General features: G+C 42.6%; 23 protein-coding genes. 16 read left to right on the top strand and 7 right to left on the bottom strand.

Annotated features, from left to right (window positions below; translation table 11 throughout):
* Positions 1-5 precede the first annotated feature (5 nt).
* From ACIPK1_RS00995 to ACIPK1_RS00985, 3 genes are read left to right on the top strand one after another with little or no spacing between them, the layout of a single operon-like run.
* Positions 6-287, top strand: a complete 282-nt coding sequence (locus ACIPK1_RS00995; RefSeq protein WP_005225413.1) for a PTS sugar transporter subunit IIB — start codon at positions 6-8, stop codon at positions 285-287.
* Between the two features lie 2 nt (positions 288-289).
* On the top strand, positions 290-1,540 hold the full coding sequence (locus ACIPK1_RS00990) for a PTS ascorbate transporter subunit IIC (RefSeq protein WP_005234555.1): 1,251 nt from the start codon (positions 290-292) through the stop codon (positions 1,538-1,540).
* Positions 1,541-2,278: an SIS domain-containing protein gene (locus tag ACIPK1_RS00985; RefSeq protein WP_005234557.1), complete on the top strand. Its 738-nt coding sequence runs from the start codon at positions 1,541-1,543 to the stop codon at positions 2,276-2,278.
* Positions 2,279-2,427: 149 nt separating this feature from the next.
* Here the strand turns inward: ACIPK1_RS00985 and ACIPK1_RS00980 are convergent, their stop codons facing one another.
* The gene (locus ACIPK1_RS00980; protein ID WP_400449726.1) at positions 2,428-4,569 is read right to left on the bottom strand and encodes a helix-turn-helix transcriptional regulator; all 2,142 of its coding nucleotides are present in this window, start codon (positions 4,567-4,569) and stop codon (positions 2,428-2,430) included.
* A gap of 221 nt (positions 4,570-4,790) precedes the next feature.
* Here ACIPK1_RS00980 and ACIPK1_RS00975 point away from each other — a divergent pair, with 221 nt between their 5' ends.
* From ACIPK1_RS00975 to ACIPK1_RS00960, 4 genes are all read left to right on the top strand, one after another.
* Positions 4,791-6,161: an extracellular solute-binding protein gene (locus tag ACIPK1_RS00975; protein WP_228085292.1), complete on the top strand. Its 1,371-nt coding sequence runs from the start codon at positions 4,791-4,793 to the stop codon at positions 6,159-6,161.
* An 85-nt stretch (positions 6,162-6,246) separates the two neighbouring features.
* Positions 6,247-7,140, top strand: a complete 894-nt coding sequence (locus ACIPK1_RS00970) for a carbohydrate ABC transporter permease (RefSeq protein WP_008379138.1) — start codon at positions 6,247-6,249, stop codon at positions 7,138-7,140.
* Positions 7,141-7,149: 9 nt separating this feature from the next.
* Complete coding sequence (locus ACIPK1_RS00965; protein WP_008379135.1) at positions 7,150-7,980, top strand: carbohydrate ABC transporter permease; 831 nt, start codon at positions 7,150-7,152, stop codon at positions 7,978-7,980.
* Positions 7,977-11,066, top strand: coding sequence for an alpha-mannosidase (locus ACIPK1_RS00960; RefSeq protein ID WP_301388624.1), 3,090 nt, complete (start codon positions 7,977-7,979; stop codon positions 11,064-11,066). Before ACIPK1_RS00965 ends, ACIPK1_RS00960 begins: the two co-directional genes overlap by 4 nt.
* A gap of 50 nt (positions 11,067-11,116) precedes the next feature.
* Here ACIPK1_RS00960 and ACIPK1_RS00955 read toward each other — a convergent pair whose 3' ends face one another.
* Together ACIPK1_RS00955 and ACIPK1_RS00950 are read right to left on the bottom strand one after the other, a co-directional pair.
* Positions 11,117-11,956 (bottom strand): aldo/keto reductase, encoded by an 840-nt coding sequence (locus tag ACIPK1_RS00955; RefSeq protein WP_016621425.1) that lies wholly within the window; start codon positions 11,954-11,956, stop codon positions 11,117-11,119.
* Positions 11,957-12,084: 128 nt separating this feature from the next.
* A complete protein-coding gene (locus ACIPK1_RS00950; RefSeq protein WP_008379129.1) occupies positions 12,085-12,912 on the bottom strand; it encodes a manganese catalase family protein in 828 nt (275 codons plus the stop codon).
* A gap of 186 nt (positions 12,913-13,098) precedes the next feature.
* Between ACIPK1_RS00950 and ACIPK1_RS00945 the strand changes: the two genes are divergently transcribed.
* Positions 13,099-14,040, top strand: coding sequence for a magnesium transporter CorA family protein (locus ACIPK1_RS00945; RefSeq protein ID WP_005234580.1), 942 nt, complete (start codon positions 13,099-13,101; stop codon positions 14,038-14,040).
* 71 nt (positions 14,041-14,111) lie between these two features.
* Here the strand turns inward: ACIPK1_RS00945 and ACIPK1_RS00940 are convergent, their stop codons facing one another.
* Both ACIPK1_RS00940 and ACIPK1_RS00935 read right to left on the bottom strand, forming a co-directional pair.
* Entirely contained in the window at positions 14,112-14,300 is a 189-nt protein-coding gene (locus ACIPK1_RS00940) for a hypothetical protein (RefSeq protein ID WP_301388627.1), read from the bottom strand.
* Positions 14,284-14,580 carry a hypothetical protein gene (locus tag ACIPK1_RS00935; RefSeq protein ID WP_400449722.1) on the bottom strand — a complete coding sequence of 99 codons (297 nt, stop codon included), beginning with the start codon at positions 14,578-14,580 and terminating at the stop codon, positions 14,284-14,286. The genes ACIPK1_RS00940 and ACIPK1_RS00935 overlap by 17 nt, the downstream gene beginning before the upstream one ends.
* A gap of 380 nt (positions 14,581-14,960) precedes the next feature.
* Here ACIPK1_RS00935 and ACIPK1_RS00930 point away from each other — a divergent pair, with 380 nt between their 5' ends.
* The 3 genes from ACIPK1_RS00930 to ACIPK1_RS00920 all read left to right on the top strand — a co-directional run bounded on the left by ACIPK1_RS00930 (position 14,961) and on the right by ACIPK1_RS00920 (position 16,904).
* Positions 14,961-15,209 carry a GlsB/YeaQ/YmgE family stress response membrane protein gene (locus ACIPK1_RS00930; protein WP_005225422.1) on the top strand — a complete coding sequence of 83 codons (249 nt, stop codon included), beginning with the start codon at positions 14,961-14,963 and terminating at the stop codon, positions 15,207-15,209.
* 181 nt (positions 15,210-15,390) lie between these two features.
* Positions 15,391-15,792, top strand: coding sequence for an Ohr family peroxiredoxin (locus ACIPK1_RS00925; protein WP_005225423.1), 402 nt, complete (start codon positions 15,391-15,393; stop codon positions 15,790-15,792).
* A gap of 77 nt (positions 15,793-15,869) precedes the next feature.
* Complete coding sequence (locus ACIPK1_RS00920; protein WP_086316422.1) at positions 15,870-16,904, top strand: hypothetical protein; 1,035 nt, start codon at positions 15,870-15,872, stop codon at positions 16,902-16,904.
* Between the two features lie 60 nt (positions 16,905-16,964).
* Here ACIPK1_RS00920 and ACIPK1_RS00915 read toward each other — a convergent pair whose 3' ends face one another.
* Positions 16,965-17,309: a peptidase gene (locus ACIPK1_RS00915; protein ID WP_005234590.1), complete on the bottom strand. Its 345-nt coding sequence runs from the start codon at positions 17,307-17,309 to the stop codon at positions 16,965-16,967.
* Between the two features lie 292 nt (positions 17,310-17,601).
* Here ACIPK1_RS00915 and pepA point away from each other — a divergent pair, with 292 nt between their 5' ends.
* The 4 genes from pepA (at position 17,602) to ytpR (ending at position 20,492) form a co-directional block, all read left to right on the top strand.
* Complete coding sequence (gene pepA / locus ACIPK1_RS00910; RefSeq protein WP_034872382.1) at positions 17,602-18,678, top strand: glutamyl aminopeptidase; 1,077 nt, start codon at positions 17,602-17,604, stop codon at positions 18,676-18,678.
* A gap of 132 nt (positions 18,679-18,810) precedes the next feature.
* Positions 18,811-19,131, top strand: coding sequence for a thioredoxin family protein (locus ACIPK1_RS00905; RefSeq protein WP_008379116.1), 321 nt, complete (start codon positions 18,811-18,813; stop codon positions 19,129-19,131).
* 12 nt (positions 19,132-19,143) lie between these two features.
* On the top strand, positions 19,144-19,605 hold the full coding sequence (locus tag ACIPK1_RS00900; RefSeq protein ID WP_005225429.1) for a universal stress protein: 462 nt from the start codon (positions 19,144-19,146) through the stop codon (positions 19,603-19,605).
* 272 nt (positions 19,606-19,877) lie between these two features.
* Entirely contained in the window at positions 19,878-20,492 is a 615-nt protein-coding gene (gene ytpR, locus ACIPK1_RS00895) for a YtpR family tRNA-binding protein (RefSeq protein WP_301388631.1), read from the top strand.
* 67 nt (positions 20,493-20,559) lie between these two features.
* Here the strand turns inward: ytpR and ACIPK1_RS00890 are convergent, their stop codons facing one another.
* Positions 20,560-21,864, bottom strand: coding sequence for a S1C family serine protease (locus ACIPK1_RS00890; RefSeq protein ID WP_008379110.1), 1,305 nt, complete (start codon positions 21,862-21,864; stop codon positions 20,560-20,562).
* Positions 21,865-22,237: 373 nt separating this feature from the next.
* Here ACIPK1_RS00890 and rlmH point away from each other — a divergent pair, with 373 nt between their 5' ends.
* Positions 22,238-22,717 carry a 23S rRNA (pseudouridine(1915)-N(3))-methyltransferase RlmH gene (gene rlmH, locus ACIPK1_RS00885; RefSeq protein WP_005234604.1) on the top strand — a complete coding sequence of 160 codons (480 nt, stop codon included), beginning with the start codon at positions 22,238-22,240 and terminating at the stop codon, positions 22,715-22,717.
* The last annotated feature ends 64 nt before the right edge of the window (positions 22,718-22,781 follow it).

The raw sequence follows: 22,781 nt of genomic DNA, 5'->3' as shown, positions 1-22,781 counted from the left end.
AGAATATGAAAATTTTAGCAGTATGTGGATTTGGTGTAGGAAGCTCAATGGTATTGAAGATGACGATCGATAAGGTGATCAAAGAGTTAGGGTTGACGGCAACTGCCGAGAATACTGATTTATCAACGGCAAAAGCGACACCAGCAGATGTCTATTTTACGAGTAATGAATTATTGAATGAGTTAAAAGCATCCGTGAAAGCACCCGTTTATCCAATCAAAAAGTATATGGATAAAGAAGAAGTCAAACAGCAAATGGAAAAATTTTTAGCTGAAAGAGAGGGATAATCATGAATTTTGTCACGGATTATATTTTAAAAAATCCGCCAGTCCTATTGGGGATTATTGCCATGATTGGGTTATTGGTACAAAGAAAACCTTTTGCAGAAGTTGTTAAAGGAACCTTAACAGCTTCCTTCGGGATGGTGGCATTGACGGCTGGGGTAAACATGTTGGTGGGAACGATCGCACCGATCAATGCTGCGGTTCAAACCCAATTAGGCGTTGCTGTGTCAGATGGACTCTCTGACATCACCTTTACGGCAGAATACGGCGGAACAGTTGGTTTAGCGATGTTTTTCGGCCTGATCATTCATTTATTGATTGCTCGCTTTACACCTGTGAAGACGATTTTCCTCACCGGTCACATGTTGTGGTGGTTCCCATTCGTCATCGTCGCTGGGGGCGTTGAAGGCGGACTTACCGGAATCCCACTGTTGATCTTAGGGGCGGTTCTATCTGCTTGTTACTGGTCCTTCATGCCATGGATCATGCGTAAATATGTGTGGGATGCCACAGGCGATGATTCATTCTTGATCGGTCATCCAACGGGGATCTTGTCATTGGTTTCAGGCTTTGTTGCAAAACGGGTCGGAAACAAAGAAAAATCAACGGAAGATTTGAAAGTGCCAGAAAATCTATCGTTTTTCCGTGAAATATCGATTACTGGCGCGTTAGTGATGTTTTTGATGAATATCGTTATCGGTCTGATTGCGCCCGTATTAGTTCCTGAAGGGGGCAACTTGGTGATGTTTGCGGTTGATGCTGGCTTGAACTTCGGTGCAGGATTATTGATCATGTTGTATGGGGTACGTCTATTGATCAACCAAATCATTCCCGCCTTTCAAGGGATCGCAGAAAAAGTCGTTCCTGGAGCAAAACCAGCTTTTGATGTGCCAATCTTGTTCAACTACCGTCCAAATGCTGTAATCATCGGCTTTATCGTGGCGATGATCACCTCAACGATTTTAGTGGTGATTGCCAATACCACCAACGTCTTTGGCATTTTGATCGTTCCTTTAGTCATCACCAGCTTCTTTGAATGTGGCGGTGCTGCGGTGATCGGTGAAGGACAAGGGGGCTTGCGAGGGGCCATTATTGGTACGATCACAGCTTCTGTCGTTATGGTAGCACTCGTTGGGATCTCTGCAGCGTTATTCTCAACGACGATTCAAAACTGGATCTTGATTTTCGGTGGGAACGATTTATCTCTATGGGGCATCCTTGGTGAATTGATCGGCAAGCTGTTTGGAGGGTTTTAAATGTTTCAATACTTTGAAAAAGCAAAAGAACTATTGTCTATTGTAGAAGAAAAAGAAGCACCAGCGATTGAGCAAGCCATTGAATTGCTGACGCAAGCCAACTTGACCAAAAAAGCCATCTACATTTTTGGCGCTAGTCACGCTGGGATCTTAGCCGAAGAGATGTATTATCGAGCAGGCGGCATGATGACGATCAACGCGATCTTTGGAAGAGAACTGATGCTTGATCGCAGCCCAATCACCTTCACTAGTAAAATGGAGCGCTTAGAAGGCTACGGTAGTGCCTTGGCGGCGACCCAGCCCTTTACAGCAGGCGATGTGCTGATCTTGCATTCGGTGTCTGGGCGAAATCCAGTTATCATCGATATGGCGCTTCATGCCAAAGAAAAAGGGGTCAAGATCATCGCATTAACGAACCTTACCTATTCGAAAACAGTCAGCAGCCGTCATACATCAGGCTTGCGTTTGTTTGAAACGGCGGATATCGTCATCGACAATCATGGGGAGATTGGCGATGCTGCGTGTACGATTCCAGACGTAGAACAAAAAGTCGGACCTACATCCACCGTAGTCGGCGCAACGATCTTAAATGCGATTATCGTTGAAGTTTGCCAAAAACTAAAAGAAGCCGGTGTCGACTATCCGCCGATTTTTTACTCAGCGAACCTAGACGGCGGGGATGAATTGAACCAGTCCCTGTTTGAAAAGTACCAAGAAGCGATCCATTATCAGCTGTGACTGTATAAGTAACTTATCTTTTTATTAGAACGATCAGAACGAAAAATTTGAAAACTACTAATAGAACGAATTTTCTTGGGGGAATCAATTCGTAAATGTAGTGGTCAAATCTCGTTCAGATCGTTTTTTTTGTATTAGAATTTTAGAGCTTAATGAATTTTATTGGTACGATAAGTACCAGGTGTCGACCCTTCAAATTGTTTGAATACCCGAATAAAGGAATTGGTATTTTTAAAGCCGACTTTACTAGCAATTTCATTGATTGAACTTTCTTGTTCGCCCATCAGACGTTTGGCTTTTTCGACACGTAGTTGATTGACGTATGGTTTGAAGGACATGGACAGTCGTTCTTTAATCAACCGGCTTAAATAGGCTTCACTTAGATGAAACTGCTGGGCAATATCTGTTAAACTGAGGTCGCTGCAATAGTTGCTATTAATATATTGAATGATTTCATCTATTTTGGATCCATTATTTTTTTCCATGGTTTCGATCTGAGTGATCAGCGTGTCAAAAAGGGAAAAAATCGTTTTTTTCACATCGGGATCTGAAAAACCTTTTCTTAAATAAAGAAATTGTTTCTTATTTTGATTGTAGAATTCAGGATAGGAAATCTCTTTGATCACAGCAATTCGTTTTATTGTTAAGATCAGAGCGGTTGAAAATTCCTGAAGGAAGCCTAGGGAATGGTTGCTGGAAATATTGATCTCCACGATTTGTTGCAATAATTCTCTGGCATGGACAAAATCATCTACTTTGAAATATTGGATCAATAACTGTTCCTCATCAACGGTATAATTGATTTTATGAAGAGCATTGGATGTTGGAACCGGTATTTGATGGAACTGATCTTCGCCATTGCATTCATCTGACCACTGACAGGTTTCATGAAAGACTTCGATAAAATGTTCAAGAGAATGAAAAGGTTTTGATAGCAAGTAAGTCATTCTTAAGTTCAAACTGTCTTCGATTGTTAGTTTCAATTGATCGATCTCTTTCATGATTTGTGAAAATTCCTGATCATAAAAAAGAATGGCAAGGTGTTTTTCGGAAAAACTGATGATATCATAACACTTGATATGAAGATTTTTCTTGATCAACTGTTTTCGCACATGAATGATCTCTGTTTCATTAAAAGTGGCTTCTTCCGCCATCTCGCCTGAGAAGGTCAGAAAAGCAAAACTCCCACGTTTTTCTATGCCTTCAAGATGGAAAGTGGGCAGTAAACTCTTGCTCATATTGTACGTATATTTTCCGTAAAGCAGATTCTTCAAGAATAGTTCCTTTACTTCTTCTGAGACAGGGGATTGGAGCTGGTTGATCGAACTAGACGACTCGATTATCTGGTGCAAAGCTAAGTTGATATCATCAACTGTTAAAATATCAACATTACTCTTTTTGATTTCATCTAATATTTCTAGATAAGGTTTGTACATCCGCTTACTCAAGAAAATGACGATCAAAGCACCCAGTACGATCAAAACCATTAATGGAAGGAGAAAGGACGAAATTGTAGAGAGTGGAAAACTGCTTTGAATCGCGGTTGTCAATTCATAATTGGCAAAAGGGAGCACCTCTGAATTTTTTATAAAAACGATAGTATCTGATTGGGTCTCTTGCTGAATGGTATTTTGTGTAAAATCAGTAAGTATCGGTGAACTAGTCTTACTAGAAGGATATTGTTGATCGATAACTTGTAGTCCTTGATTCATTGGAGACAGTAGTTCATTTTTTTTCCAGTAGGCAAAGAAGTAGAGGGTCTGATTCTCTACTTGCTCTTTATGAAGCATGATCAGCCGTTGATCAAGGGTTTCGAAGATGGAGGAACTGAAGCTGGCATCTGCCAGCATTTCGGAAAGAAGCCCGGATTTTGTTTCTATATTCAAGAAGGAAAAGAAATCATTGTAAACAAAATAGCCGTCAGAACTTACGATGATATGATTTTCTGGATTCAAGATTCCGATAGAGTATTCAAACTGATTCATTAATAAATAGTTTTCACGAATTTCATCATACATCGCTGAAAACAGCGCATAATCAGATTCAGTACTTTGGGAAAACAGTATAATACTTTCTTTTGTTGCTAAAGATTTCATTGAATTGAGGGCAAATCGAAGTTGCTGATCAATGCGAAAAGCACTGTTTTCTAGCGTCATGATACTTTGGGTAGTTTGTTCAGTTTTCCGCTGATTGACTTCATTATTGATGACGATCACCATAATAAAAATAGTATATGCAATGATTACCGTTAAAAAGGTTAAGAATATTTTTCGATAGGTTTTTGATTTCATAAGTGCTCCTTTCTTTTTTTTGGTAACGTTTACATTGATTATAGAGATAAATCAGCTTGAGTCAAATCATCATTATTTGTAGTTATCTACAAAACTTGATATTAAGAGTAAAAAATGTATATTTCAACGAATAATAATGATATTCAACAATGTCTAAACACGCTATATTTAAAGCGCTTACTTTAAGCGAGAGAAAATGAAAAAATTCAGGAGGAACGATTATGTCGATGAAAAGAAAAGCTGTAACATTACTGTCTCTACTGACACTTCCAATGGTTTTAGCTGCTTGTGGGAACAGCGACGGCTCGTCAAATGGGGACGGGGCAGAGGGGAAAACCGAGATAAAGATCACTTGGCGCAATACTGGGGAAAACGATAAAATGACCCAATATTTGGAAGAAACATTTATTCCACAATTTGAGAAAGAAAATGAGGACATAAAAATCGTACTTTCTCCGATTACCGCAAGTGAGGGGGATTATTTTTCAAAAGTTGCTCTTTCTATGCAATCGGAAAGCACAGCACCCGATGTAGTGGCAGAAGATTCCTTTATGTTGAATTCTGATGCAAACGCTGGTTACTTAACCAATCTTGATGAATATGTTGCTGACTGGGATCAATGGGATAAATATACAGAAAACTTAAAAGCTGGTGTTATTGCTGAAGATGGTAGTACGTATGCCATTCCAGGAACTTCTGATTCTCGCGGGATTTGGTACAACAAAAATGTCTTTAAGAAAGCCGGTCTGCCTGAAGAATGGCAGCCAACAACTTGGAGGGAGATCATTGAGGCAGCTGAAGCAATCAAAGCTTCCGATGAGAATGTGATCCCCTTAGGATTAGGTGTGGCTAAAGCCAATGGTGAGTCGGTTTCCATGCAGACTTTCCAGATGCTCTTATATGGTACTCAAGATACATTATTTGATAGTGAAACGCGTAAATGGCAAGTAAATACACAAGGAATCATTGATTCATTGGCTTTCATTGATGAAGTGTATAACCAAAAACAATTAGGACCATCATTATCCGTTGCGATCAACAGCAATTACGGATCTGTGATGTTCCAAGATAAATTTCCTAATGACGAAGTTGGTATGCTTCTAGATGGCTTTTGGAGTGCCGGTAACTGGGCCGAAAATGGGGCAACTCCTGTTGAGAATATGACAGAACGCTTTGGTTTTGCAGCCATGCCTACACAAAATGGTGGTGAACCGCCATTTACGACCATGTCCGGAGGTTGGACATGGGCCATTCCTGAAAAAGCACAAAACAAAGAAGCGTCTTGGCGAGTAGTTCAAGCACTCGGTGGAAAAGAACAGCAAGCTGCACGAGCAATCGCTGAAGGGAATTTAACCGTCCGAGACGATTCAGCAGAAATAGCTGAATATAAGGAGCAACCTTTTATTGAGCAAGCAACCTCTTTCTTACAATATGCTCATTTCCGTCCGGCAGATGACAAATATCCTAATGTTTCAGTAGAAATCCAAACAATGGTTGAAGCAGTTGCCACTGGCAGCAAGACACCGGAAGAAGCAGCTAGTGATTATGCCGCCAATGTAACAAGGATCGTTGGAGACGATGCCGTTAACTAAATCATTAATAAAGAGAAGGAATTGCAGCAAACAATCCGAATGGAGGCTAACGTTTCTTCTCTTTAAAAAAAGAAAGGAGAAAAGAATGGAAAATTCGCTAAAACGAGAGCAGCAAATGTCCAATAGTAAAAAAGCGTTGATTTTTTTATTTCCCAGTTGGCTCTTGCTGCTGATATTTTTTGTTGGTCCAGTTATCTTAACTTTTATCTTTTCCTTCACGAACTTGGCTCTGACCGGTGCTGAAGCAAGTCAATTGCGGTTCATCGGCTTTGAAAATTTTGTGCGCATGTTCAATGATCCGGCTTTTCAAACTAGTGTCGTACGAACCTTGATTTTTGTCATTTTTTCTGCAGTGATCGGTCAATGTTTCTTAGGTTTTTTGATTGCATTTATGATGCGGGAGAAAAATCGAGCCTTTCGGCGAGTCGTTGGTCTGATCATCATTGCTGCATGGGTTACGCCGGAAGTCGTTGTTTCCTTTTGCTGGGTCGCTTTTTTAGGAGATAGCGGAACAGCTAATTGGTTGATGGGACTGATGGGATTTGAGCCGGTTGCTTGGCTGTTTGCTTTTCCTATGATAAGCGTTGTGGTTGCCAATATTTGGCGAGGAACCGCTTTTTCAATGATGGTGTTTCAATCCGCTTTAGATGAGATCCCTAAGGAAGTAGAGGAAGCTGCAGTTATGGATGGCGCCAGCCGCTGGCAAGTGATTCGAAAAATTACGATACCGATGGTCAAAGGTACCATTGCAACGAATTTGATGCTCGTCACTTTGCAGACATTGGGTGTCTTTACGTTGATTTATACTATGACTGGTGGTGGTCCCGGCAATCAGACTGCAACCCTGCCGGTCTTCATGTACAAACAAGCTTTTGTGAGCTATCAGCTAGGATACGGAACAGCGATTTCGCTGGTCTTGCTACTGATTGGTGCTGCCGCAAGCTTGATTTATATGAAAATGCTGAAAGTGAAAGTGTAGGTGAAAAAAATGGTAAAACGCAGTGAAAAATTGGAGACCATGATTCATTATCTGCTTTTGGCAGTATTAGCTTTATTGTTTTTGCTCCCATTGTTGTGGATGCTGATCGCCTCTATTGATCCGGGCGCTATTCAAACTTTGAAATTACCTGAAGCAGTATCATTTGAAAATTTTGCTTCGATCCTTTCTGATCAAACTATCATTCGGTCATTCGGAATCGGCTTGCTTTTGTCCGGCTGTCAATCGATTTTAGTTGTTGTCTTATGTGTTTTGGCAGCATATCCCTTGTCGAGGTATCAGCTAAGATATAAAAAAAGTTTTTTGATGGCGGTGCTGTTCATGACCTCATTACCGATGACTGCTGTCATCGTGCCGGTCTATCAACTGTTTATCTTTTTGAAGTTTCAAGATTCGTTACTGGCGGTGACGTTCTTCTTGACGGCGTCCTCACTGCCTTATGGGATTTGGATGATGAAGAACTTTATGGATTCGGTACCAATCGACTTAGAAGAGTCCGCTTGGGTCGATGGGGCTTCAACATGGCAAGGGGTGCGAAAAGTCGTAGCGCCGCTGATGGTTCCAGGTATTTGTACGGTTGGTATTTTTACTTTTACTGGAAGCTGGGGCAACTTCTTTGTTCCTTATATTTTGATTCAGTCACCCGAAAAAATGCCGGCATCAGTCTCGATCTTTCAGTTTTTCGGCAACTTTGGTATGGTCAATTATGGCCGTTTAGCCGCTTTTTCGGTGCTATATACCTTACCAGTCGTCATTTTATATGCTTTGTCACAAACGTATATGTCTAAAGGATTTAGCATGGGAGGAGCGACGAAAGGATGAAAGATCCATTTCATACGACAAAAAAATTAACGAAACGAATCGCTGAACTAAAAGCGTATCGTTTTCAAAAAGTACAAGACCTTACAAGGTGGTCGGCAAAAGAAGATAAGTCAAAAACGGAAAAACACCCACCAGAAGAGTGGGACTTTACACTTTCAGTTAGCGATTTCTGGCAAGGGAGAGACCGTTATATTTGGGCTCATCATGAATTGACAGTTCCAGAGGAGGAAGACTTATGGTTACTGATCGATTTTGGTCGTACAGGTGGTGGCTATAATTCAGGCTTTGAGTCCTTGCTGTTGATCGATGGTGAACCTTATCAGGGTGTCGATTCGAATCATACAGAGATTTTTCTGGCGGATCATTACCGAGGGAAAACCATCCGACTTGATTTAAAACTATGGTCGGGCTTGGAAGGCGGTGGGGCTGAAGTCATTCAACGGCATGAGTTTCGGCAAGCTTGTTTGGCAAAAAGACACTTAGCTGCTGATGACTGTTTCTTTCTCGCTGATATGATGGCGAAAACTATCGATGGGTTACCGGAAAATGAACCGATACGATACAAGCTGTTGAATCTTTTAGATGATGCCTTTCGTTTGATTCAGTGGCAGGTACCCGGATCTATCTCTTTTTACCATAGCGTTGAGGAAGCGGATCATTATTTAAATCAAGAACTGCAAAAAATACCTAAACTTTCGGAGATCACTGTGACGGCTATCGGCCATACACATATCGATGTTGCTTGGTTGTGGCGGCTGAAGCATACAGGGGAAAAAGCTGTCCGCAGTTTTTCAACGGTTTTACGTTTCATGGAACAATACCCAGAATATATTTTCTTACAAACCCAACCTCAGCTATACAAATATGTCAAAGAAAGCTATCCAGCACTTTATGAGAAAATCAAAAAGAGGATCAAAGAAGGCCGTTGGGAAGTGGACGGAGCCATGTGGCTGGAAGCCGATTGCAATATACCGTCAGGCGAATCATTGGTCCGTCAGATACTCCATGGGAAGAAATTTGTGAAGGAAGAATTTGACAAAGAAATGCATTTCTTGTGGCTTCCGGATGTGTTCGGTTATTCTTGGGCACTGCCCCAAATCTTGAAAAAATCCGGCATTGAGACGTTTATGACGACCAAAATCAGCTGGAATCAATATAACCGGATGCCTCATGATACCTTTTATTGGCGGGGAATCGACGGGACAGATATTTTGACGCATTTTATCACCACGCCAGTTGATGGTAAAACGGATGAATGGGCAGAAGAATGGTTTTATACCTACAATGGAACGCTTTCTCCGGAGACCGTTCAAGGAATTTACGACGGATATCAAGACAAGCGTTTGAATCAAGAATTTCTGCTGTCTTACGGTCATGGGGACGGCGGAGGCGGTGTCACTAGAGAGATGCTGGAAAATCGACGACGCCTTGACCAGATTCCAGGATTGCCGCAAGTCAAAACAGGAAAAGCGAAAGCCTTTTTTGAACGACTGCATCAGACAGTAGAACAAAATAAGCCGCTGGTCTCTCGTTGGGATGGCGAATTGTACTTGGAATATCATCGAGGAACCTATACCTCGCAAGCGTTTGTCAAAAAAATGAATCGAAAAGCTGAAATTGCTCTACGGGAACTTGAGATTCTCTATACATGTTTAGCAGCCAGCAAAGAAGACGAGTATCCTAAGGATCCGCTTTTTGAAACATGGGAGACGGTTCTTCGTAATCAATTCCACGATATTATTCCTGGTTCTTCGATCAAAGAAGTTTATCAAGACCATAGAGCAGAGTTTGCCGTCGTGACTCAGACCATTCAACAGTTATTTGAACAATTAGATGGACCTGCTAATCAAAAGTATACAGTCATCAATACAGCTAGCTGGTCAAGGAATGAACTGATTGAACTTCCACTTTTACAAGAAGGTCGCTTTATTGATTCACAAGGAAAAGAACTTCCGGCTTATTTTGATGGAGAAAAACAGTCTGTTCTTGTGACAAATGTTCCGCCAATGAGTCAGGTGATGATAAAGTTTCAACCGATAGCAGAAAATAAAGACATCAAACCGCTCGCTGAGTTCACAGAGGGAGCGCTTGAGACCGATCGTTTGCGAATTTTATGGGAAACATCGGGAAATTTGATCAGCATTTTTGATAAGAAACTAGGTAGAGAAATGTTGGAAGGAAAAGGGAATGTTTTTCAGCTATTTGAAGACAAACCTTTAAATTACGATGCATGGGATATCGATAGTTTTTATCAAGAAAAAGCAACAGTGCTTCAAGCCGATCAAATACGATTACGCTCAAATAATGCGCTTTACGCTTCCGTAGTATTTGAGTATACGTTTGGTAATTCGCAGATACATCAGGAAATGCGGGTCTATGCTCATACACAACGAATCGATTTTTTAACAAACGTGTCATGGCATGAACGCCAACAACTGTTGAAGGTAAACTTTGATGCAGCAATTCGATCAACTGAAGCAGTATTTGATATTCAGTACGGAAATGTAAAACGAGCTACCCATGCTAATACCAGTTGGCAATTGGCTCAGTTTGAAACAGTAGGCCACCAATGGGCAGATCTTTCAGAAAAATATTGTGGGGTAAGTTTATTGAATGACTGTAAATATGGTTATGCTGTTAAGGAAAATCAATTAAGCTTGACCTTGCTTAAAGGCGCTATCTATCCTGATCCACTGGCTGACGATGGCGATCACAAATTTACTTACAGTTTTTATGCCCACGAGCACGATGCCATCGATGGGGGAACAATGGAAGAAGCATGGTCCCTCAACTCGCCATTAACGGTTATTAACGGAGAACATTCTTGGTTGCTTCCGTTGCAAATAGACTGTGAAACCTCAGTTACCATCGACGCCATCAAGCAAGCAGAAACCGGCAAAGGGTGGATTTTACGCTTACATGATCACACGGGAGGAACTAGAAAGGTTACATTGCAGTTGCCAAGCAGTTTTTGGCAAGAAACAGATTTAATGGAGATACCTTTAAATAATGAGCAGTGGAAAGATGAAGTCTCATTTACCTTGTCACCCTTCGAAATAAAAACATTTCATTTTGAGTTGAGATAAACTAAAACCAGCAGATTCTCCATTTATAGCGGAGAATCTGCTGGTTGTGTTTATTCAAATTCTTCATACTCATTTGGGTCTTGACCATCGATGCGGCCGTCTGCTTTGTTTAACTGATTGATTTGATTGATTTCATCTTCAGTCAGTTCAAAGTCGAAGATCGCAAGATTTTCTCGTTGATGGGCGAGGTTTCTTGATTTAGGTAGGGGCAAAATGCCACGTTCCACATGCCAGCGCAAGATGATTTGACCAGCTGATTTTTGGTATTTCTCAGCTAATTCAGTGATCAGTGGTTCTTTCAGGGCATCGCTGCCGCGGCCTAATGGGCTCCAAGCTTCCGTTACGATGCCGCGTTTTTTGTTCTCTGTAACCATTCGTTCTTGGACCCAGTAAGGATGGATCTCAATTTGATTTAGCGCAGGGGTCACACCAGTTGCTTCAATGATGGCATCCAAATGTTCTGGCTCGAAATTGGAAACGCCGATGGAACGGATCAAACCTAATTTCTGGGCGGTCACTAAGGCTTGCCAAGCTTCGACATATTTGCCGCGTTTTGGTAATGGCCAGTGGATCAAAAAGGCATCGAAGTAGTCGAGTCCCATGCGAGCAAGGGATTCTTGAATGCTGGTTAAGGCATCATCATAGCCATGGTATTTTCCCGGTAATTTTGAGGTGATATAAAATTCTGAACGTGGGATACCAGAGCGACGGATCGCTTTGCCGACAATGCCTTCATTGTCATAATTGGTTGAAGAATCGATTAATCGATACCCGTCAGCGATTGCTGCTTGCAGCTGGCTCAACCCTTCGCCACCGCGGATCTGATAGGTACCGATGCCCACGGCGGGGCGTAAATTGCCGTCGTTTAATGTCAGTAAAGGTGCTTTCATAAAATGATTCCTCCTTTTCTTTACATTCTACTCTAACGCTTTTTTGCCAGGAACGTAACCAACTTGCTCAAACAAAGAAAAAAGAGCAACGGTTTCTGTTTCAGAAACAATTGCTCTTTTTGATTAAATTATTTTTCAGGCGGTGTGCCATACATTTTTGGTGTGACTTGATCGAGTTTTGGCGCTTTTCCTTCGATCTTTGGTTCGTCTAGCCATTGGTATTCGCCTTCACCATCAAGTGCTTTGCCTTTCGCCCAAGAGCCTTCTTTACTTTGGTCGCCTTCTGAGAAGTTATAGAAATCATAAGCGATATCTAAGCGTTCGTTTTTGCGGTTAAAGGTAGTCGGCACTAAAATTGAGCCTTCGTTTTCTTCCAATTCTTTCACGGCAGCTGCCCAGAGATTTTGGTGGTAGCTGTCACGCGCCAATAAGACCGAAAGTAAGTCTTTGACCCCACGGTCATCGATCATTTCATAGATGCGTGCTACTTGCAGACGACCTTGTGATTCCGCATTTAAGTTGGCACGGAAATCAGCAAGTAAGTTGCCACTAGCAATGATATATGCACCTGACCATGGATTGCCGACGCTATCAGCAGGACGTGGTCCTAAGCCGGCAACGATGGCATGTTGCGGATTCATTCCAGAAATGATCGCACCGATCGTTGGGTCTTTTTTCATGGCAGCTTCCTGATCTTCCACAGGTGCACCTTCCAGCAGACGTGCAACCATCGTTGCCAACATTTCAACGTGTCCAAGCTCTTCAGTAGCGATATCCATCAACATGTCTTTGTATTTTTCTTCCCCACGGCAGCTCCATCCTTGGAATAAGTATTGCATGGCAACACTCATCTCTCCATATTGTCCACCGATTAATTCTTGAAGGTATTTCGCAACTAACGGATTTGGTTTTTCTGGTTTAGCTTCAAACTGTAGTTCTTTTTGATGACGAAACATACTATTCCTCCTAAAATTTTTTATTGGGCCCATAAAAAGTTTCTCATGAATCGAAAGGTTCGTCTAATAAAATGCACTTAGTTCAAAATGAAAAAAGCTCCAAAAAGAAAAGCCATTTACTTTGACAAAAAGCGAGAAGCGTTAGATAGTTAAATTAAGAGAGAATTAGAAAAGGAGCGAGTCACCATGTTTCAGTATTACAAAATGGACGACCGAAAAATAAGGGAATCCTCGGGGGAAGATTACAATTGGCTGGTGGTTTCTGGGACAGATCCAGAGGAACAACGCCACTTGTTAGATAAGTATCAACTGCCCGAAGATATTTTTATTGGCGCCAACGAACCGGAAGAAGTCTCACGTTTGGAATACTTACGTAACACTAAGTTAAATCATCCGATTCTTTATACCTTGATCGATTTGTCAGAAGTGACACAAGACCGCATCGAAGATCGTTTAGAACCGGTGACGTTTATTTATACCAAAGATCTTTTAATCACTTATGTCTCTCATCAATCTACACTGATTAAACGCCTGATTGAAAAGCATGAGCAAGATATTCAACGGTATGAAGATATTGTTGCCTACTCGACGCTGATGATCTACACCCATTACATCAAAGGTCTGCAGGAAATGAAGAAACAGATCGATGCACTAGATGAAGCAGCTCGTAAAACGACGGAAAACAACGAATTGTTTAATTTAGCCGATACCGAACGAGACATGGTCTATCTGGATCACACCTTACGGGATCAGAACCATACCGTCGATCGTTTGATGGATCGCAAAGAATTTTTGGATCGTTTGGATAATGAAGCACTCGTTTATGACATTAAGCTACGACAGAAGTTTGCCATGAAAATGGTCACTATCTATCGCGACTTGTTAGAAACCATTGGTGGCTTGTTCTCCGATATGATGGACAACAATCTAAACCATCTGATGAAATACTTAGATTCTGCGGCATTGGTGGTGGCTGTGCCGTCCTTGATCGCGGGGCTATGGGGGATCAACACCGGGGGACTGCCAGGAAAAGACAATGCCATCGGTACGATCATTGTCTTTGGTTTGGCTATTTTAGTTGGGATATTAACCGCCATTTACTTGTCACGGAAAGACTTTTCAAAATAAAAAGCGCCGCTGCTCTGTGGCACCGTTCATCCATAAAAGGAGAATGGTGCGACGAAGCAGTTGGCATTTTTTTATTTTAACCCGCTGTCCAAATTGCTGTCGAGAATCCAGCGCTGAAAGGCGAGAAAGACCATCAGCAAAGGCAAGATGTAAATTACCAAGGCAGCAATCAAAATCGTCCAATTGATATTTTCAGTGCCCACCAAGCTGCGGTTCGCCACTTGCAAGGTGTATTTTTTCGGATCATTCAAGACGATCAAGGGCTAGATATAATCCTTCCACCGCCACTGGAAGGAGAAGATCCCCAGTGTCATAATGATTGGTCGGGCAATCGGCAGCATGGTGATGGCGATGATAGATGAAGAAAAAAATGGCATCGTATTTTGTAAGCGCATAGCTGCAGTCGGCACTGACTAGAATCCTCAATAAATCCGCGTAAGGCAAATCAGGAACTTCTACAGTCACACCGTTTTTTTCTGTGTATTTTCCCGTCATTTTCAAATAAGTACCGCCTTCGCTAGGAGCTCTGGAAGCAAACATGGGAATCTGCGAAGATATTTCCAATCGGCAACGATCGAAACGTCCCCTAATGAAAAATAGCTGAAGTGCTGAAAAGATAGCTGTCCTAAAACGCACTGAGGAGTAAAAAGTGCCAATTATCTGACAAAATGAGAGTGGCTCTCCCTCAGTTTAGCGAAGAAGATGCAAAATAAAAAATAAAACGATTTCAAAAAATGCACCAATACTAAAAAAAACGAATTAAAGCTCTTACAACGATAATTAAGAAGTACTGATAAACGTTAATATAACAAGGTTTGAAATTTTTTTTTGCAAATTGAGTGCAAATCTTTTGTCTAAAACGGGGATTAAGCGTAACATAATATGTGTAATAACTACTTAAAAGAAAGAAGGAGAAAAATATGCATTGGTTATGGGTATTAATCGTAGGAGCTATTATCGGTTTGATCGCCGGAGCTATCACAAATAAAGGTGGATCAATGGGTTGGATCGCCAACATCGTTGCAGGTTTAGTAGGTTCAGCTATTGGACAAGCAATCTTAGGTTCTTGGGGTCCATCACTTGCTGGAATGGCAATCGTCCCATCAATTATTGGTGCGGTTATTGTAGTTGCTGTTGTTTCATTCTTCTTAGGACGTTCAAACGGCTAGTCCATTCAGCAATTGTTTCCATTCATTTATTTCGGGTAGTAATTACCTCGAATAGACAGGCAAATCCAGATTTTCTGGGTTTGCCTTTTTTGTTTTTAAGGAAGCATAAGCAATCCTTTTGTCATATCGGGAAATTGTCGTTACACTTGAAGTAGGTCAAAAAAAGAAAGGAAGAGGTTCAATGAAAAAGCAATATGAAACAGCGATGATCAATCGAGGTGGACGTGTCGGAGAGGTCGAAGCACCAAATGGCAGTTTTCACCTGAAAATCGACAAACCGGGTCTTCACAGTGAGGGCACAAACCCAGAACAATTATTTGCCGCTGGCTATGCTTCTTGTTTCAACGGTGCCGTACAGCATATGCTGAAAGAGCATAACATCGAATCCGAATCCGAAGTTAAAGCAAGAGTGTCTTTGTATCAGCATGAGGACGGCAGTTACCAAATCGGCGTGATTTTAGAAGTGTCGTTACCAGGCGTTGAAAAAGCCGAGGCAGAGAAAATCGCAGAAGAAGCCCATGATTTTTGTCCGTATTCTCGGGCAACTCGTGGCAACATTGATGTCGAAGTACAAGTAGTCTAAGCATTATTGCAGCTAGACAAACAATCAGCGGCTGATGAATCAGCCGACAAGAGGGAATTCATCAAGGAGGCCAATCAATGAGACAAACAGAGATCTTGCTGCTTTTGGGCGTGTTTGTGGTTGGCCTTTTTGTGGTGTACTGGCTGAAAAAGCACCGACATGCGCGCCACAATCAAGCACTGGCAGCTCAGCTGAAGCGTTATCCCAGCGTGCGGAAAGCGTGGCTGGCAGCCGGGGTAAAAAGGGAAGCAGTCCTTTTGGTTCCCGGTTTAAAAAAAGCTACTGCCGCAGTTGCAACGACGGCAACGGCGAAAGCAGAAACGAGGCTGTACAAGCATGCGGATCAGTGTCAGGCAATGACTCCACAAGGGTTGGCCGTTTCGGAGGACTATTTGTTCCTCTCTGCGTACTGTTCGCAGCAGGAACATCACTCACAGCTTTATATAATAGAAAGAACGAGCGGACGGCATCTGAAAACGGTGGTTCTGCCAAAACGCCCCCATGTCGGCGGATTAGTCTTTGATCGAGCAACGCAAGTGCTGTGGCTAACCATCACTGGGAAAGGAATGGGACGAGTGGCGTGTGTTTCTTTGCAGACACTGCTGGAAGATGATTCCTTGGCAACCAGTCAGCCGATCGCTTATCAGCAAGTCATCGAATTGGCAGGCATCACTCATAGCTCCTATTTGGCAGCCGATAGCGGTGAACTTGTCTCAGGGACCTTTGCCTTGAAAAACGGTGGCGTGGTGGCGAATTATCCGCTGCCTGTTCTTTCAGACAGCGGTCGCAAAGCATCTCCTTGCATCAAGCCGCGTAAGAGAAGGGTCACCACCACGAAAGTCCAAAGTGTCGCCTTTACCACTGAATACTTGTTGCTGGCACGTTCCTTTGGACCAGGGTCGGCTGAGTTATGGGTCTTTTCAAAGGATGCAACGGTGCTGACCCGCAAACATGCGTTGCGGCGCATCAAGTTTCCCCATTACCTTGAACAGATCGTGGTAGAAAAAGGGCAGCTGTACTGCTTGTTTGAAAGTGGGGCATGGGCGTATCGGCAAAAAGGCGGCAGCATCGATGAAGTCGTGGTATTGGACCTTGCGACCTTACTTCAGTAAGATAACTGCTTAAAAAGAAAAAAGACCAGCCTCTTAAGAAGCTGGTCGTAAGTGCAGTAATTATTCCACGATTGCTCGTTGGATATCTAAGACGGTGCCGGTATGAGCATCTGCCAAAAATTCATAGGTGACAAGCTGTCCGTCTTCGGTGCGGGTGATGCCGCCAGTATATCCTTGGGAAGTGATCGCAAATTTGCGCAAAGGTTGTTTTTCGAAATTGATCCAAGAACCTTCGATCGGTCCTTCTTTGATAAACGCCGCTTTTATATTGTCTAAGACATCATCGGCATTCATGGCTTGCCTTTTCTTCAACCAGATCGTTGAAAAAATCCCTCCTGCAAAGCCAAGACCTAAACCGATGGTCAGTCCATTTTTAAAATAATGCAATGGATGCTCATTCTCCATCTAATGTCCCTCCTAAAGTAAGTTTTCCCGAATGTTTTGATCTCGGTGAAAGCACAGGTTCTCTTAACAATAGTTTACCATAGTTTAGAAATATTCTATAAGAAAAATAACCAACAATAGAAATTTGCGCTATAATAAAGAATATCAGTAGGAATAAGGAGGAAGAGAGCACATCCGTTGTTTCACCCGAAAATTGCTGGAAAACACAGCAACAGCAAGCGTTGCTTTTTCAAAAAAAGCAGCTTTGTTTCTTTGGGGCAGCAAACAACTGATACGTGTTTCTCGAATGATCATGGAAGAAAAAACATTTCAACGTATCAAAGAACTAACGGAGTTACAAGGAACCAGCGGGTTTGAACACGACGTGCGAGCGTATATGCGTGAAGCGATGACTCCATTGGTAGATGAAATCCAACAAGATGGCTTAGGCGGCATCTTCGGTTTGCGTCACCACCAAGAAGCAGATGCACCACGAGTGATGTTAGCTGCTCACATGGACGAAGTTGGTTTCTTATTGACGACGATCACCGATCGCGGCTTATTCAAAGTCACTCCTTTAGGCGGATGGAACCCTTATGTAGTTTCTGCCCAACGGTTTACATTGAAAACAGCGAAGGGCGATTACCCATGCGTTTCTTCTTCAGTACCGCCACATTTGTTGCGAGGAAGCAGCGGTCAAAAAAATGTCGAAGTGACAGATATTTTGTTTGATGCTGGTTTTGAATCAAAAGAAGAAGCAGAAAGCTTTGGCGTACGTCCTGGCGATACGATCGTCCCACAAGTGGAAACCATCAAAACAGCAAATGGGAAAAACATCATCTCGAAAGCTTGGGACAACCGTTACGGCTGTGCGGTCGTATTAGAAGCACTTGAAGCCTTGAAAGAGGAAACATTAGGCCATACGTTGATTGCTGGTGCCAACGTTCAGGAAGAAGTCGGCTTACGGGGTTCTCGTCCGTCTGTGACAAAATTCAAACCAGACTTGTTCTTTGCAGTAGATTGCTCGCCAGCGGATGACACAGTCACGAAAAATGGCACCTTTGGTCATCTAGGAGCCGGGACTTTGATGCGAATCTATGATCCAGGCATGATCATGTTGCCACGGATGAAAGAATTCTTGTTGGATACAGCAGAAAGCAACAACATTCCTTACCAATACTTTGTTTCAAAAGGTGGTACCGATGCTGGTGCAGCACACATGGCAAATGAAGGGATCCCAAGTTCTGTCATCGGTGTTCCTGGACGTTACATCCATACTCACCAAACCCTATTCAGTATCGCTGATTTTGAAGCGGCACGGGAAATGGTGATTCAAGTCTTGAAAGGTTTGGATCGTTCCACTGTTGATACGATCTTGGCTGGACAATAAGCTAGAACGAACGAAAGCAAAGAGACAGCAATCCGTTGTCTCTTTTTTTCTGCAGGGGTTCTGAGACCAGCATGTCAGTTGGTAGTCCCTGAAAGAAAGGTGTATACTTAAAGAAAAGAAAGTGGTGAGTATTTGATTATTCCAAAAGATTTAGCAGAGTTAGCAACATATGTGGAGAAAGGCAAAAATGTCTTCTTTTTCACCGCCGATTGGTGTGGCGATTGTCGATATATCAAACCGCAATTGCCTGAGATCGAAGCGGATTTTCCAGCGCTTCAGTTTATCGAAGTCGACCGTGATGAATACATGGATGTAGCGGTTGAATGGAACATTTTTGGTATTCCTAGCCTCGTCGTTATCGAAGACGGCAAGGAGCTGGGACGGTTAGTTAACAAGGATCGCAAAACCAAAGAAGAGATCGAAGCCTTTTTAACCAGCGTACAATCAGCATAGGAGGGGAAAAAGATGGAAGCACAAAGATATCAAAACATTTTAGTAGGGATCGACGGTTCAGATCAAGCGATGTCAGCCTTCAAAAAAGCAGTGGAAGTCGCTCGTCGAAACCAAGGGAAGGTCTATGCCGCAACGATCATCGATCAGCAAGTGCCGACCATGATGGGTTATGCACCTTTGGATAGTTCCATCTTAGAACAAGAAAAAGACACGGCGAAAAATCTGATCGACGACTGCAAAGCCTACGCAAAATCAGTGGATTTTGATCTAGTAGAAGGCATCGTCGCTTACGGCTCCATCAAAGACGCCCTTGCCACCCAATTACCGGATCAATACGACATCGATTTGATCATGGTGGGGCAATCCGGGCTGAACGCCGTGGAACGCTTCATGATGGGGAGTGTCGCCAGCTTCGTTATCCGTGAAGCCCGGTGCGACGTGCTGATCGTATCACCTGAAGAAACCAAAGCGTAAGGTCATTTTGGAAAAAATAAGCTTGTCGTTGCCGTGTTCTTTTCCATAGTTTGCATGGTAGTAACAAGTGACAAAAGGAAGTTCCTGAGAACCAGCGGTTTTGCTCGCTAGTGAAGCATTGTCTTTAGCAAATGAGCAGTAGCTGGTTTTCAGGCTTTTTTGTCTTTGAAAATAACTAGAATTTCAAGGAAAACAAAGAAATTCCATGACGGATGCCGAAAAATTTGATAAGATTATGGGCGGAATGTGTAAGTACCTAAGGAGGAAAAAACGTGATTTTTGCTTATAACAAAGAATATGTCAGTGATACACTGCTTGCCATCACAGCAGATGATAAAGGATTAGAACAAACCGTCGAACGCAAAGGCAATGTTGCCCAAATCAAAAATGAAGAAGGCACGATCGTTGGCTGGAACTTTTTTGCGATCTCAGAAGTGATGACGATCGAAGGCCGTGGTCAAGTGACGTTGACGAAAGAACAAATCCAACAATTGAACACCATGATCAAAGAAGCAGGATTCAGCGAAGAACTGCCTGCAGATACGGAACCAAAAATCGTCGTTGGCTATGTGAGATCTTGTGTGGAACATCCAGACAGCGACCATCTTTCTATCACGGAAACAGAAGTTGGAGATGGGAAAGTCTTGCAAATCGTCTGTGGCGCTGCCAATATTCGTAAAGGATTGAAAGTCGTTGTCGCAAAACCTGGCGCAATGATGCCGGATGGCTTGATGATTTGGCCGGGGACACTTCGTGGCGTAGAAAGCTTCGGAATGATCTGTTCTGCTAAAGAACTACATTTAGAAGGTGCCCCAATGAAAAAAGGCATCCTTGAGCTGCCTCAAGATGCCGTTGTAGGTGAAGCTTTTCCAGTCGGTAAAGCCTAAAAAATGAACTGCCGCTTCCTGTTTTTGCGGCAGTTCATTTTTTGATTGTTTCGATTGGTTTTGGTAATTAGTTGCTGCTGTCTGTTGATTGTTCGTTGATCGATGTATCAACGGAAAGTTTTACTTCTGCTGTTTTTTCTTCATCACCACGATAGAAGGTTACAGTGATCGTGTCACCGACTTTGTGTTTGTACAACGCAGATTGCAGATCCGTTGTGGTGCTGACTTCTGTGTCATCGATTTTCGTGATAACGTCATATTGTTGCAATCCTGCTTGTTCTGCTGGTGTTGCATTGTTGACTGAGTAGATCACAACGCCTGAAGTTACAGATGAAGGAACTTTCAAGATTTGTTCTTGTTGTTGTGATGTGATTGAACCTAAATCAATCGTTTGGATCCCTAGTGCAGGGCGAACCACTTTGCCGTCTGCTTCTAGTTGATTGATGATTTCAACGACATCGTTACTTGGGATCGCAAAGCCCATCCCTTCGACACTAACACCTGAAGCAGAGCCAGAGGTGCTGGCGATTTTACTTGAGTTGATCCCAATCACTTGACCATCAACGTTGATCAGTGGACCACCTGAGTTCCCTGGGTTGATCGCAGCATCCGTTTGGATCGCATTGATACTGATCGTACCACCAGATTCGTTTTGGCTTGTTACTTGACGATTCAAGGAAGACACGATCCCTTGTGTCACAGAGTTTGCATAGTCAGAGCCTAGAGGAGAACCGATCGCGATTGCTGGTTCGCCGACTTTCAAGGCACTTGAATCGCCAAATGTTGCGGCAGTTGTAACTTTTTCAGAAGAGATTTTTAAGACGGCTAAGTCTGTGTAAGAATCGGTACCTACCAATTCAGCTTTGACTTTTGTACCATCTGCTAAGACAACTTCCAAACCATCTTGACCTTCAACTACGTGGTTGTTGGTTACGACATAGGCATCGTCGCCATCGATTTTGTAGATGACACCACTCCCTTCAGAAGAAGCTTCTAAGGCGCTGTCGTCTTCGCTTTGGCTATCGCCTTCACTTTGTCCACCTTGCTGACCAAAGAGGCTGTTCCAGTCGTTGCTTTGACTTTGTTGTAGATTAATGATGGAAACCACCGAATCTTGTACTTTTTCAACTGCCTCAGTGACATCGCTAGTCACATCAAGTTTTACATTGGATACTTGGGTTTGTCCGTTAGAATCTTGGACCCCGCTGTTGGTCGTGGTTTCTGGTGTTGAAGTCAAGGATGAACCCATTGCCAGATACAGACCGCCGAAGGTCAATAATCCGCCGACCATACCGCCTAAAATCCCAATACCTAATCGTTTTAATAAACCAGGAGAAGTTTTCTTACCTGGTGTGACATATTTTCTTGCCATTACTATTTCCCCCTTAATGAATAATTCGTTATAATCAGTATATTCCTTCTATCTGAGATTAGTCTACTAAGAGATTTTGAAAAAAATATGAAGAAGTTGCGTAAGAATCTGTTTCAAACGATGAAATTTTCTTCGTAAGACCCGTTCATTTTTGAATAAAAATAGCAGAGAAATCTGGGGAGAAGTAAAGGTCTTTTTATCCACAGTGTGTGGACAAACTTGATGGGGTTGGTTGGGTGGATGAAGAAATCGTTGAAGTGTCGCAGTTTTATAGATAAGATAGAAGGATTTCAAAGAAAGTCAAAGTGTGTAAAAGGTTGTGGATAGCATTGTCCACATTTTCATAAAATAAGGGGATAACGAGGAGGGACCTATGAAAATCAAAATCGTCACAGTAGGAAAACTAAAAGAAAAGTACCTCGTTCAAGGAATCAACGAGTACGCCAAACGATTGGGGGCATACGCAAAGCTTGAGTTTATCGAAGTACCAGATGAAAAAGCACCAGAAACCTTGAGTGAAGCCCAAATGCTGCAAATCAAAGAAAAAGAAGGCCAGCGCATTTTAGCCAAAATCAAAGACACCGAATATGTCTTTGCCTTAGCAATCGAAGGCACCAATCCCACCAGCGAAGCCTTCGCCAAACAAATCGATCAACTCGGCATCCAAGGAAAAAGCCAACTGACCTTCGTCATCGGCGGATCCCTAGGCTTAAGCCAAGAAGTCATGACTCGCAGTGATGCCAAAATCTCCTTTGGCAAAATGACCTACCCCCACCAACTCATGAAACTGATCTTATTGGAGCAGATTTATCGCGCGTATCGAATCAATACGGGGGCGCCTTATCATAAGTAAATATCTCAAGCAATATAATAGAAAAAATTATCCACCGGTACTACCGGTAAAAAGGAGCAACAAC

Source organism: Enterococcus sp. NPDC086594 (assembly GCF_044746145.1).
Classification (GTDB): Bacteria; Bacillota; Bacilli; order Lactobacillales; family Enterococcaceae; genus Enterococcus_D; species Enterococcus_D entomosocium.
This window is presented reverse-complemented; position numbering and strand designations above follow the sequence as displayed.